The following is a 12,135-nucleotide window of genomic DNA, read 5'->3' on the forward strand; positions in this document are numbered from 1 at the left end:
ATTCGGAAACCGGCAAGTATAGCCCTGTGGGCAAGGGACAAGCCACAGGCGCTGGGCGACTGGTTGACTGCTTTCCTCGTAGAACTGTCAGTTAACAGCGGATGGGCGAGGAATAACAATCAGGTTTTCAGCCTCTGATTGCAGGGCGTGTGCCGCCATGACCGATGCTCTCGAAACCATACGCACACTGTGTAGATACCGCCATGACGCGCAGGATCGTCTTGCCATTGTCGACCCAGGCGCTCAAGACTCAGTGTTGCGCTTCTATCAAAAGAGTCGTTTGACGGTCGAGATACAAGGCGCGGTGCGTCGCCGCATCTTTCAAAGTGGAGACCATTTGTTGGCTGAGCACAGCACGGAGGGTTCCGCTGCACGAGTGGACATGCTCGGGACTGACGCACAGCGCAGCGTGCTGCATGCTGTGGCTGCGCATGAGCGTCAGTCGCTGGTTTACAGCCCTTATGGCCATCGCTTGCAAGGCGCTAAGGTATCGGGTTTCAACGGGGAGCGTGCTGATCCGGTGACCGGGCATTATTTGCTGGGTAATGGTTATCGAGCTTTCAATCCGGTCCTGATGCGTTTCAATCAGCCGGATACCCTGAGCCCGTTTGGTCGGGGCGGCTTGAACGCTTATGCCTATTGTCTGGGGGATCCGGTTAACCGGAGTGACCCAAGCGGGCATAGTCCTGCAATTTTTTCTCTGGCTCATTTTCCTGATGAGATTCTGGAACAGGTGTTCAAGCACCTGCGCGGAGAAGACCTGGTCAGTATGAGCAGGACGTCTTCCAGGATGGCCAGGGTTGCATCGGGATTGCCAAATTCGGGGGTCTCAAAAATTCCCACAGTTGATACCCAAGCTCCACAGGCGCTACAAACAATTAAAGGCGACCTGAGTGGCGAGGCGCTAGGTGTTTTGCCTTCAGCGCTAAAGCGCAACGCGTTATATAGAGCAAGGTTTGAGCGAGCGGCGGTAAACACTCAGGAAAGGATGAGTCGTGAAATAGGAAGGGTTCACAACCAAAAACAGTTACTGCTTGATCGCGTTGCAGACCGGACCAATGCCAGTTACTCCGCATTTGAGGCGCAGATCATTCGTGATCGGCAGCGTCACGCTGACAGTGCTGTTGCGTTACGGGGTGTTAATCGGGCAATGAGCAACTATCGTGAATTGGACCGCCTCGAAAACTCGCTCATTCATGAGCAAGCAGACTTGGGGCGTCTGGCAGACGACATACGCCGCAACCTTGACCCTCGATAGCAAAATACCGGCATGAGCCCGAGCTATACATCGAGCGCCCACCTTACTTCTGCTGCTGCGCCAGCAACCGCTCCAGTCTCGCCTCGAGCCGACGCTTGATCTCGGTCTCGATGTGCGGCGCGAAGTCGTCGATCACGTCCTGCAGGATCAGCTGTGCAGCGGAACGAAGCTCGGCATCCAGATGCAGCAGGGCGTCCGGATTGGGCAATGCTTCGATCGGTGCAGGTGCCTGAAGCAGTGGCGCGGCAGGTTGTTCTGCAACCACGGGCGAATCCGCAGTCAGCGTCGGGATGTTCGCTTCGTCGAAATCATCGTCGTCATGCGAACTCGAATTTTTAGTTCCGACCACGTCGAACAATAAAGGAATCTGTCCTTCGCGGTGGACGGTATCGGTCAGCAGCGGGGGCTGAAGGGAGTCGTCGCCGAGCAGTTGGCGGATCGATTCGAGGTCGTCCAGCAAGTGCGCGGATTCAGCTTTTTTTGAAGTGTCCATCGTGTCCTCAAAGACGCTGCAGTCGGTGATCCTGCGGAGGATAGCCCTGTTCGCGGTAAGAACGGAAACTCTCACGTGCGGCAAGACGTATGGCCGGGTCTTCGACAACCACTTCTGCCACACGGGCGAAGCGTTTGAAGAAGGACGGAATGCGCAGGTCCAGATTGATCAGCAGGTCGTCATGTGTACCAGCGTCATCGCCCAGGCCCATGACAACGGGTGCATCGTGGTCGCTCTCGGCATCGCCATGGGGCAGAAAGACTTCGCCCCGGAAACGCCAGAGGCGGGCATCGAGGTCTGCACGTTGCGCCGCATCGCTGCAGTGCAGGTAGACCTTGTGGCCCAGGCGCCAGGCTTTTTCGGTGAGCTTGCAGGCGAAATCCAGACGAGCTGCCGGATCCGGGCTGGGAAGAATGTAGAAATCGACTTGGGTCATGTCTGTTCCGCAAGGTGCGGCGTATCGATCAGTGATCGATACGCCGCAGCGCTTTGCTTAAGCCCCGACGCGGTCGAGCAGGTACTGGGTCAGCAAGGGAACAGGACGGCCGGTGGCGCCTTTTTCCTTGCCGCCGCTCAGCCATGCCGTGCCGGCGATGTCCAGGTGAGCCCAGTCATACGCCTTGGTGAAGCGTGACAGGAAGCAGGCTGCAGTGATGGTGCCGCCTTTCGGGCCGCCGATATTGGCGATGTCGGCGAACGGGCTGTCCAGTTGCTCCTGATACTCGTCGAACAACGGCAATTGCCAGGCGCGATCGTCAGCCAGTTTGCCCGCGTCGAGCAGTTGATTGATCAGCGCGTCGTTGTTGCCCAGCAGACCGGAGGTGTGGCCACCCAGTGCAACCACGCAGGCGCCGGTCAGGGTCGCGATGTCGATCACGGCCTGCGGCTTGAAGCGTTCGGCATAGGTCAGCGCGTCGCACAGCACCAGACGGCCTTCGGCGTCAGTGTTGAGGATTTCGACAGTCTGGCCGCTCATGGTGGTCACGATGTCGCCCGGGCGGGTCGCCGTGCCGCTCGGCATGTTCTCGGCGCAGGCCAGGATGCAGACCAGATTGATCGGCAGCTTCAGTTCCAGCACGGCGCGCAGGGTGCCGAACACGCTGGCGGCGCCACACATGTCGAACTTCATCTCGTCCATGCCGGCCGCCGGCTTGATGCTGATGCCGCCGGTGTCGAAGGTGATGCCTTTACCGACCAGCACGAACGGCTTGTCGCTTTTCTTGCCGCCCTGATAGTTCATGACGATCAGGCGTGGTGGCTGGGCGCTGCCCTGCGCCACGGCCAGGAACGAGCCCATGCCCAGTTCGGCGAGTTTCTTCTCGTCGTGGACTTCCACTTTCAGATTCTTGTGTGCCTTGCCCAGCGCCTTGGCTTCTTCGCCCAGGTAGGTCGGATGGCAGATGTTCGGTGGCAGGTTGCCCAGATCGCGGGTCAGGGCCATGCCAGTGGCGATTGCCTGAGCGTGGGTGGCGGCGCGCTCGACATCGGCGACGCTGACCTTGGCGGTCAGCAGGGTGATTTTCTTCAGCGCGCGGACTTCGGCTTTCTGGGTCTTGAAGCGGTCGAATACGTATTCGCCGTCCGCCAGGGCTTCGACCAGCAGGCGAGCCTTGCCGTAGGTGTCGCGATTCTTGACCGACAGATCGTCCAGAACCAGCGTCGCATCGGTGCCGCCCAGACCCTTGAGGGTCGAAAGCACGCCACTCACGATTTTCTTGAGCTGGCGATCGGACAGTTCGGCTTCTTTACCGACGCCGACCAGCAGCACGCGTTCGGCTTTCAGGTTCGGCAGGTTGTGCAGCAGCAGGCTCTGGCCGACCTTGCCTGCCAGATCGCCGCGTTTGAGAACGGCTGCGATGGCACCGCCGCTGAGGGTATCGATGTTCTGTGCGGCATTGCCCAGCACACGGTTCTCACTCACGGTGACAACCAGCGTTGCGGTCTTCAAGGTTTCTGGGCTTACGCTTTTAACAACCAATTCCATGTGGGGTCCCCGGCTGAGCGATGAGATTCGCTATACGAATAAGGTACGCGGCATAACGGCGGTCTTTTCAAGGACAATGCCTGCGACAAGTCTCGCAGTTTGACCCCGGCGCATGACTGCTGACAACCCCGTAAGGCCGCTTGTCGACTGTGTCTGTACGAACTATCCCGAGTGCGCAGTGACAGAAACGTACATTCACAGGATAATGCCGCATATTTTTGGGTGGCCCGTGTTTATGCGGGCGTGAATATCCGGTTGCCGTGGCTCACAATTTTCCTTGTTTGGCTGCCTGAGCCTGACAACTCTGGAGTGTCTGGTTTGATTGTCTTTCGTTATCTGTCCCGAGAAGTGTTGGTTACCCTGAGCGCAGTCAGTGCTGTGCTGTTGGTCATCATCATGAGCGGACGCTTCATCAAATACCTGGCCCAGGCCGCCTCTGGCGCACTGGATCCGAGTGTGCTGTTCATGATCATGGGCTTCCGCCTGCCAGGGTTCCTGCAGCTGATTCTGCCTCTGGGGCTGTTTCTCGGCATCCTGCTGGCCTATGGTCGTCTGTATCTGGAAAGCGAGATGACGGTGCTTGCCGCCACCGGCATGAGTCAGCAGCGTCTGCTGGCTATCACCATGGCCCCGGCTGCGCTGGTGGCACTTCTGGTGGCCTGGCTGAGTTTCAGCCTTGCACCCCAGGGGGCTACGCAGTTCTCGCTGCTCATCAACAAGCAGGACGCCATGACCGAGTTCGATACGCTGGTGCCGGGCCGTTTTCAGGCGCTGCGTGACGGTACGCGTATCACCTACACCCAGGAAATGACGGAAGACCGCACCACGCTGAGCGGGGTCTTCATCTCCGAAAAACGGATGTCCACGGACAAGAGCAAAGACCGTGGCATTACGGTTCTGGTGGCCGAGAAGGGACGTCAGGAAGTACGGCCCGACGGCAGTCGCTTCCTGATTCTGGAAAACGGCTACCGTTACGACGGTAATCCGGGCCAGGCCGATTATCGTGCCATCAAGTACGACACTTACGGCGCACAGCTGCCCAAGCCGGATATCAGTAACGATGTCAGTGATCGTGAAGCGATTCCCAGCGGCGAACTTTTCGGCAATGACACGCCACGATATGTCGCCGAGCTGCAGTGGCGCATCTCGCTGCCGATTCTGGTCTTCATCGTGACCCTGATGGCTGTGCCGCTGGCTCGGGTGAACCCGCGTCAGGGCCGTTATCTGAAATTATTGCCCGCCATTCTGCTTTACATGTCGTACCTGACCATCCTCATCGCAGTCCGCGGTGCGCTGGAGAAGGGCAAGCTGCCGCTGGCGCTTGGCATGTGGTGGGTCCACGGTCTGTTCCTGCTGATCGGTCTGGGGTTGTTCTATTGGGAGCCGATGAGGCTGAAGATGGCGAGTCGCCGTAGCGTTGCGGAGGTGGCTCGTGGTTAAGCTCGATCGGTACATCGGTAAAAGCGTTTTCATGGCGATCCTCGCGGTACTGGGGATCATTCTGGGACTCGCTTCGCTGTTCGCGTTCATCGACGAAATGGGCGATATCTCGGACAGCTATACGCTGATGGATGCCAGCAGCTTCGTGTTGCTGACCGCGCCACGACGTGTCTACGACATGCTGCCGATGGCAGCACTGATCGGCTGTCTGATTGGTCTGGGCAGTCTGGCCAGCAGCAGCGAGCTGACCATCATGCGGGCGGCAGGTGTTTCCATCGGCCGCATCGTCTGGGCCGTCATGAAACCCATGTTGTTCCTGATGGTGGCCGGTGTACTGGTGGGCGAATACGTTGCGCCTTACGCCGAGAATCAGGCTCAGGCCAATCGCTCGCTGGCGCAGGGCACCGGCGATTCACAGAGCGCCAAGCACGGCCTGTGGCATCGTCAGGGTGACGAGTTCATCCACATCAACACGGTCCAGCCCAATGGGTTGATGTACGGTGTGACGCGCTACCGTTTCGACGACCAGCGTCACATGCTGACCGCGAGCTTCGCCCGTCAGGCTAATTTCAAGACGGACTACTGGGAGCTGAGCGACGTCGCTACCACGTACTTCCGTGAAGGCAAGACCGAGGTCGTCAATACGCCGATCGAGCGCTGGGACGTTTCCCTGAGCCCGCAGTTGCTGAGCACCGTGGTCATGCCGCCGGAGTCGTTGTCGATCACCGGTCTGTGGAGCTATTCGCACTATCTGGCTGATCAGGGCCTGAGCAACGGCCGTTACTGGCTGGCGTTCTGGACCAAGGTCTTGCAGCCGTTCGTGACCGTGGCGCTGGTGCTGATGGCGATCTCGTTCATCTTCGGTCCGCTGCGTTCGGTCACGCTCGGTCAGCGTGTGTTCACGGGTGTGCTGGTGGGCTTCACGTTCCGCATCGTGCAGGACCTGCTGGGGCCGTCCAGTCTGGTGTTCGGCTTTCCGCCGTTCCTGGCGGTACTGGTTCCGGCAACGGCCTGTGCCATCGCTGGTCTGTGGTTACTGCGCCGCGCCGGTTGACGAGCCGCAGCATCGAAAAAGCCGACGCGATGTCGGCTTTTTTGTGGGCGACTGTTTTTACGTGCGCCTGGGGATTCGCACCAGCCGGGTGCCGGAGAAGCGGTCATGCCAGGTCAGACGCTGTTTGTCATACAGGCTCCAGATGAAACCGAGCCCGACGCACAGCCAGGACACAATCGCGCTGAAAAAGCGCAGCAACGCCTGCATCAGGGAAATGGCAGTGCCGTCAGCGTTCTGTACGCGTATGCCCCACACCTGCATGCCGAGGGTCTGACCAGCGTACGTCCAGAACTTCGCGAAAAAGGCGAACGTTACCACCAGCAGAAGTGACGAAAGTAGCGGATCGCCATCCAGTGCGCCAGACTCGGACAGTTCGCGCAGGCGTGCTTCGCCGATAAAGGCCATCTGCGACAGCTTGTAGAGGAATGTTGTAATGAGTTGCAGTGCGAGGATGAGCAGTGCGTCGTAGCTGATGGCAGCCAGACGGCGGGGGAGGCTTGCAGGCGGGAAATCGCCCTGTGGCCGGAGTACGTGTCGGGGCATCTGGCGGCTCTCGATCACGATGATTGTCGCGACTTGACCTGCAAAAAAGCCTCTGACATTGCTGCCAGAGGCTTTCGGGTTTCGCTTAGCCTTCGGCTTGGACTTCGTCAGCCTGCATGCCTTTTTGGCCTTGCACTGCGATGAAGGTGACTTTCTGGCCTTCTTTCAGGCTCTTGAAGCCGTTACCCTGAATAGCGCGGAAATGCACGAACAGATCCGCACCGCTTTCTGGAGTGATAAAACCAAAACCCTTCTCGTCGTTGAACCACTTGACGGTACCGCTCTGACGTTCAGCCATTTTCTTATTTCCTTGACGCTTGAATTGATGACAGTCCCTTTCAGATGAAAGAGTACTGGGGCTGGTTGCAGGAAGTAAGAAGCGTAGAGCGGGTGTAGCAAACCTAAAGCTACTGCCCAGGTCCCGATTCAGCGACCTATGCAAACACAGTTCAGAAACTCTACGCCAAGTCTCGTTACAAAAACAAGCCCCCGCTTGACACCCTGTTTGCAGGGGGTTGAAGCCTGCAGGGCACTGTTTCCCTGAATCAGTGCAGTAAATGTTTTGCAGCGTTTTTCTGCACTTCGTCGGTGCATTTCCGAGCCATCCAGACAGTCGTACGCACCCCCGAAAGAGGGTGCGCAAACAGTGCCTGATACACTTTTATAGTGGCTGTCTTTTGACGCCTGCATTTAGCCGCGGAAGTAACGCTGTGCAACAAAAGGCATTTTTGCGACGAGCATCGGAACCTTCTTGCCGCGCACCATCGCCCAGACGGGGGTGTCCAGGGCGGTGTACCGGCTGTCGAGATAGGCCATGGCCAACGGACCGCCCAGGCTCGGGCCGAAACCCCCACTGCAGACTGTACCGATCACGGTGTCCTCTGCATCGACAATGTGTGTGCCTTCGCGCACCGGCGTGCGTTCCTGTGGCACCAGGCCGACACGTTTTTTGTCTACCCCGGCCTGCTGTTGGGCGAAAATCTGCTCGGCGCCCGGGAAACCACCAGCGCGTGGGCCGTCAGCACGGCGGACCTTGGAAATGGCCCACAGCAGACTGGCCTCAATCGGCGATGTGTCGGTGTTCATGTCGTGCCCGTAGAGGCACAGACCGGCTTCCAGACGCAGCGAGTCGCGCGCGCCGAGGCCGATGGGGGCAACCTCGGGTTCTTCCAGAAGGCGGCGGGCCAAGGCTTCAGCCTTGTCGGAAGGCACCGAGATTTCATAACCGTCTTCGCCGGTATAACCCGAGCGACTGACGTAGCACGTCACACCCATCAGCTTGACGGTGGCGAACTGCATGAAGGTCATGGTTGCCACTTCAGGGGCCAGTCGTGCCAATACCGTCACCGCCGCAGGGCCTTGCAGGGCGAGCAGGGCGCGTTCCTCGAACAGGGGTTCGATCTTGCAGTGACCGGCCAGATGTTTGCACAGATGAGCGAGGTCCTGATCCTTGCAGGCGGCGTTGACCACCAGCATCAGCTGTTCGTTGCCCAGGTTGGCGACCATCAGGTCATCAAGAATGCCACCGGTTTCGTTGGTGAACATTGCGTAGCGCTGCATGCCGACCGGCAGGTCGACGATGTCCACGGGGACGAGGGTTTCCAGCGCCTTGGCGGCATCGGCACCTGTTAGGCGAATCTGTCCCATGTGCGATACATCGAACAGACCGGCCTGAGCGCGGGTGTGCAAGTGTTCCTTCATGACGCCTGCCGGGTATTGCACAGGCATGCCGTAACCGGCGAACGGCACCATCTTTGCGCCCAGTTCTCGGTGCAAAGCGTGCAGCGGAGTAGTCAGCAGGGATTCTGTGGACATGTTCGATTCCTTGTAGAACGGGCCGTGCGGGACAACACTGCCCGTCAGCGCGGGCAGTGTGCGGGCATGAGTGATCAGGCTTCCTGATAACTCTCGATGGACGGGCAGGCGCAGACCAGATTGCGGTCACCGAATACGTTGTCCACGCGGCCGACCGGTGGCCAGTACTTGTTCTCGATCAGCGACGCAACCGGGTACACCGCCTGTTCGCGGCTGTAGGGATGCGTCCACTGACCGACGATTTCGGCGGCGGTGTGCGGGGCGTTCTTCAGCGGGTTGTCGTCCTTGTCCAGCGTGCCGTTTTCCACTGCGCGGATTTCTTCGCGGATCTTGATCATGGCGTCGCAGAAGCGGTCCAGCTCTTCGCGGGATTCGCTTTCGGTCGGCTCGATCATCAACGTGCCGGCCACCGGGAACGACATGGTCGGGGCGTGGAAGCCGAAGTCGATCAGGCGCTTGGCGACGTCATCGACGCTGATGCCGCTGCTGTCCTTGATAGGACGCAGATCCAGAATGCACTCGTGCGCGACCAGACCGTTGCTGCCGGTGTAAAGCACCGGGTAATGATCTTCCAGACGGCGGGAAATGTAGTTGGCGTTGAGGATCGCCAATTGCGAGGCGCGCTTGAGGCCTTCGCCGCCCATCATGCGGATGTACATCCAGGTGATCGGCAGGATGCTGGCGCTGCCGAACGGCGCTGCGCAGACCGCGCCTTCCTTGCGTTCCATGCGAGCGTGGCCCGGCATGAAGGGCGCGAGGTGGGATTTCACGCCGATCGGGCCGACGCCCGGACCGCCGCCGCCGTGCGGAATACAGAAGGTCTTGTGCAGGTTCAGGTGCGAGACGTCACCGCCGAACTTGCCCGGAGCGCAGAGGCCGACCATGGCGTTCATGTTGGCGCCGTCGATATACACCTGGCCGCCATTGTCATGAACGATGCTGCAGATTTCGCGAATGCCTTCCTCGAACACGCCGTGGGTGGACGGGTAGGTGATCATCAGCGCGGCCAACTGGTCGCGGTGTTGCAGGGCTTTGGCGCGCAGGTCTTCGATGTCGACGTTGCCGCGTGCGTCGCAGGCTGTCACCACCACGCGCATGCCTGCCATGTTGGCGGTGGCAGGGTTGGTGCCGTGAGCCGAGGACGGGATCAGGCAGATGTCACGGTGTTCATCGCCACGGCTCTGGTGATAGGCACGAATCGCCAGCAGGCCGGCGTATTCGCCCTGCGAACCGGCATTTGGCTGCAGCGAAATGGCGTCGTAGCCGGTCGCCGCGCAGAGCATGGCTTCCAGTTCGTCGGTCAGTTGCTGATAACCCGCACTCTGTTCGGCAGGTGCGAACGGGTGCAGGTTGCCGAACTCGGCCCAGGTGACCGGGATCATTTCACTGGCGGCGTTGAGTTTCATGGTGCACGAGCCCAGCGGGATCATGGTGCGGTCCAGTGCCAGATCCTTGTCGGCCAGCTTGCGCAGGTAGCGCATCAGCTCGGTTTCCGAATGATAACGGTTGAACACCGGGTGGCTGAGGATCGCCGATTGACGTGTCAGCGCAGCAGGCAGGCGCGGCTGGACATTGTCCGACAGCTCGGCGAAGTCCGGCACGCTCTGGCCGTCAGTTGCGAAAATCGACCACAGCGTTTCAATGGCGGACGGCGAGGTGGTTTCGTCGAACGACAGACCCAGGTGTGAATCGGTGATTTCGCGCAGATTGATGTGCTGGGCACGGGCCGCAGTGTGCAGGGCAGCGGTTTTGCTACCGGTCTGCACGGTCAGGCTGTCGAAAAAGTATTCCTGCTCGATCGTGTAGCCCAGCTGTTTCATGCCGTCGGCGAAAATTGCGGTCAGGTGATGCACACGGTTGGCGATCTGCGTCAGGCCGCGCGGTCCGTGGTAAACGGCGTACATGCTGGCGATATTGGCCAGCAGCACTTGCGCGGTGCAGATGTTGCTGGTGGCTTTCTCGCGGCGGATATGTTGCTCGCGGGTCTGCATCGCCAGACGCAGGGCCTGCTTGCCATGACGGTCCACCGACACGCCGACCAGACGGCCCGGCATGTCACGCTTGAAGGCATCGCGGGTCGAAAAGTAGGCGGCATGCGGGCCGCCGAAGCCCAGCGGCACGCCGAAGCGTTGGGCGGTACCGATGGCCACGTCCGCGCCGAACTCGCCCGGAGGCGTCAGCAAGGTCAGGGCCAGCAGGTCAGCGGCGACGGCGACCAGTGCATTGGCGGCGTGGAAGCGCTCGACCAGCTCACGGTAGTCGAACACGTCACCATTGCTGGCCGGGTATTGCAGCAGAGCGCCGAAGTAGTCGCTCACGTCACCCAGTTCCGCTTCATCCGCCACGACAACGGTGATGCCCAACGGCTCGGCACGGGTGCGCAGCACGTCGAGGGTCTGCGGATGGCAGTGGCTGGAAGCAAAAAATTGCTGGCTGCCCTTGTTCTTGCTCAGGCGTTTGCAGAAGGTCATGGCTTCGGCAGCAGCGGTGGCTTCGTCCAGCAGCGAGGCGTTGGCAATCGGCAGGCCGGTGAGGTCGCTGATCAGGGTCTGGAAATTGAGCAACGACTCCAGACGACCCTGGGAGATTTCTGGCTGATACGGCGTGTAGGCTGTGTACCAGGCCGGGTTTTCCAGCAGGTTGCGCAGGATTGGCGCGGGTGTGTGGGTGTTGTAGTAACCCTGACCGATGTAGGTCTTGAACAGCTGGTTCTTGCTGGCGATGGCCTTGATCGAGGCCAGTGCGTCGGCTTCGCTTTGCCCGGCTGGCAGATTGAGGACGCTGGTGCCCTTGATGCTCTCGGGGATCACGCTTTCGCTCAGCGCTTCGATGGAATCGAAACCCAGAGTTTGCAGCATGGCTTGCTCGTCGTCGGCGCGCGGGCCTATGTGGCGAGCGATGAATTCGTTGGCGGTGCTCAGTTGAATACGGTCTGTCATGGCTCGCTCCTCAGGCTTCGGCGTTGGCTTTGATCAGGCGGTCGTAAGCGTCCTGATTCAGCAGGCCGTGGATGGCGTTGGCATCTTGCGGAATGAAGCGGAAGAACCAGCCGGCGCCGAGGGCGTCTTCGTTGACCAGTTCCGGCGTGGCGTCGAGGGCCGAATTGACATCGACCACTTCACCGTCCAGCGGCATGTTGATGCTGCTTGCGGCTTTTACCGACTCCACGACCGACACTTCGGCGTGTTGAGTGTAGGCCTGCAGTTCCGGGAGCTGTACGAATACCACATCCCCAAGCGATTCCTGCGCGTAGGGTGTGATGCCGACCGTAACACTGCCATCGTCTTCGGCACGCAGCCATTCGTGATCGACAGTGAAGCGCAACTCGCTCATAAAAACTCCTCGGGACAGATTCTCGCGCTGGGCGCGACGTTATCCCTGAAGCAAAGCAATATCGTTGCCACTTTGTATTTATCTTTTTGAATCAATGGTTTAAGCGTTTTGTGATCGTCCTTGAAATCAGCAGGTGTAGCGAAATCGCTACAGTCACTGCGTTCCAGAAAAATCCCTTCCGATCAGGGCCTTGATTGCACAGGGTCAGCCCTTGC

The 12,135-nt window shown here is 59.6% G+C and carries 11 protein-coding genes; 3 read left to right on the top strand and 8 right to left on the bottom strand.

All coding sequences use genetic code 11. The features are described from left to right. Positions 1 to 157: 157 nt before the first annotated feature. Positions 158 to 1,258 carry an RHS repeat-associated core domain-containing protein gene (locus QRN20_RS06550; RefSeq protein WP_088235862.1) on the top strand — a complete coding sequence of 367 codons (1,101 nt, stop codon included), beginning with the start codon at positions 158 to 160 and terminating at the stop codon, positions 1,256 to 1,258. 43 nt (positions 1,259 to 1,301) lie between these two features. On the opposite strand, the gene QRN20_RS06555 is transcribed toward QRN20_RS06550, so the two are convergent. Genes QRN20_RS06555 through QRN20_RS06565 form a run of 3 tightly spaced genes read right to left on the bottom strand, consistent with a single transcriptional unit; the run spans position 1,302 to position 3,735 of the window. Further along, positions 1,302 to 1,751: a hypothetical protein gene (locus QRN20_RS06555; RefSeq protein ID WP_058433068.1), complete on the bottom strand. Its 450-nt coding sequence runs from the start codon at positions 1,749 to 1,751 to the stop codon at positions 1,302 to 1,304. A 7-nt stretch (positions 1,752 to 1,758) separates the two neighbouring features. Next, positions 1,759 to 2,187: a DNA polymerase III subunit chi gene (locus QRN20_RS06560; protein ID WP_088235860.1), complete on the bottom strand. Its 429-nt coding sequence runs from the start codon at positions 2,185 to 2,187 to the stop codon at positions 1,759 to 1,761. Between the two features lie 57 nt (positions 2,188 to 2,244). Next, positions 2,245 to 3,735, bottom strand: coding sequence for a leucyl aminopeptidase (locus tag QRN20_RS06565; RefSeq protein WP_029241861.1), 1,491 nt, complete (start codon positions 3,733 to 3,735; stop codon positions 2,245 to 2,247). A gap of 318 nt (positions 3,736 to 4,053) precedes the next feature. Between QRN20_RS06565 and lptF the strand changes: the two genes are divergently transcribed. After that, entirely contained in the window at positions 4,054 to 5,175 is a 1,122-nt protein-coding gene (gene lptF, locus QRN20_RS06570; protein WP_029241862.1) for an LPS export ABC transporter permease LptF, read from the top strand. Then, entirely contained in the window at positions 5,168 to 6,229 is a 1,062-nt protein-coding gene (gene lptG / locus QRN20_RS06575; RefSeq protein ID WP_058432817.1) for an LPS export ABC transporter permease LptG, read from the top strand. The genes lptF and lptG overlap by 8 nt, the downstream gene beginning before the upstream one ends. A gap of 57 nt (positions 6,230 to 6,286) precedes the next feature. Here lptG and QRN20_RS06580 read toward each other — a convergent pair whose 3' ends face one another. The 5 genes from QRN20_RS06580 to gcvH form a co-directional block, all read right to left on the bottom strand. Then, positions 6,287 to 6,772 carry an RDD family protein gene (locus QRN20_RS06580; protein ID WP_004887992.1) on the bottom strand — a complete coding sequence of 162 codons (486 nt, stop codon included), beginning with the start codon at positions 6,770 to 6,772 and terminating at the stop codon, positions 6,287 to 6,289. 85 nt (positions 6,773 to 6,857) lie between these two features. Beyond that, a complete protein-coding gene (locus tag QRN20_RS06585; RefSeq protein ID WP_004887993.1) occupies positions 6,858 to 7,070 on the bottom strand; it encodes a cold-shock protein in 213 nt (70 codons plus the stop codon). A gap of 392 nt (positions 7,071 to 7,462) precedes the next feature. Continuing rightward, positions 7,463 to 8,587, bottom strand: a complete 1,125-nt coding sequence (gene gcvT / locus QRN20_RS06590) for a glycine cleavage system aminomethyltransferase GcvT (RefSeq protein ID WP_122606697.1) — start codon at positions 8,585 to 8,587, stop codon at positions 7,463 to 7,465. 74 nt (positions 8,588 to 8,661) lie between these two features. Beyond that, complete coding sequence (gene gcvP / locus QRN20_RS06595; protein ID WP_122466323.1) at positions 8,662 to 11,526, bottom strand: aminomethyl-transferring glycine dehydrogenase; 2,865 nt, start codon at positions 11,524 to 11,526, stop codon at positions 8,662 to 8,664. Between the two features lie 10 nt (positions 11,527 to 11,536). After that, the gene (gcvH, locus tag QRN20_RS06600; protein ID WP_004887998.1) at positions 11,537 to 11,920 is read right to left on the bottom strand and encodes a glycine cleavage system protein GcvH; all 384 of its coding nucleotides are present in this window, start codon (positions 11,918 to 11,920) and stop codon (positions 11,537 to 11,539) included. Positions 11,921 to 12,135: the final 215 nt, after the last annotated feature.

Source organism: Pseudomonas sp. fls2-241-TYG-175 (genome assembly GCF_030209155.1).
In the GTDB taxonomy this organism is placed as follows: domain Bacteria; phylum Pseudomonadota; class Gammaproteobacteria; order Pseudomonadales; family Pseudomonadaceae; genus Aquipseudomonas; species Aquipseudomonas viridiflava.

What these genes read in the sequence shown, in the direction of transcription:
- QRN20_RS06550 (WP_088235862.1), top strand. Translation starts at nt 158, where the DNA reads ATGACCGATGCTCTCGAAACCATACGCACACTGTGTAGATACCGCCAT.
- QRN20_RS06555 (WP_058433068.1), bottom strand. Translation starts at nt 1,751, where the DNA reads ATGGACACTTCAAAAAAAGCTGAATCCGCGCACTTGCTGGACGACCTC.
- QRN20_RS06560 (WP_088235860.1), bottom strand. Translation starts at nt 2,187, where the DNA reads ATGACCCAAGTCGATTTCTACATTCTTCCCAGCCCGGATCCGGCAGCT.
- QRN20_RS06565 (WP_029241861.1), bottom strand. Translation starts at nt 3,735, where the DNA reads ATGGAATTGGTTGTTAAAAGCGTAAGCCCAGAAACCTTGAAGACCGCA.
- QRN20_RS06580 (WP_004887992.1), bottom strand. Translation starts at nt 6,772, where the DNA reads ATGCCCCGACACGTACTCCGGCCACAGGGCGATTTCCCGCCTGCAAGC.
- QRN20_RS06585 (WP_004887993.1), bottom strand. Translation starts at nt 7,070, where the DNA reads ATGGCTGAACGTCAGAGCGGTACCGTCAAGTGGTTCAACGACGAGAAG.
- gcvT (WP_122606697.1), bottom strand. Translation starts at nt 8,587, where the DNA reads ATGTCCACAGAATCCCTGCTGACTACTCCGCTGCACGCTTTGCACCGA.
- gcvP (WP_122466323.1), bottom strand. Translation starts at nt 11,526, where the DNA reads ATGACAGACCGTATTCAACTGAGCACCGCCAACGAATTCATCGCTCGC.
- gcvH (WP_004887998.1), bottom strand. Translation starts at nt 11,920, where the DNA reads ATGAGCGAGTTGCGCTTCACTGTCGATCACGAATGGCTGCGTGCCGAA.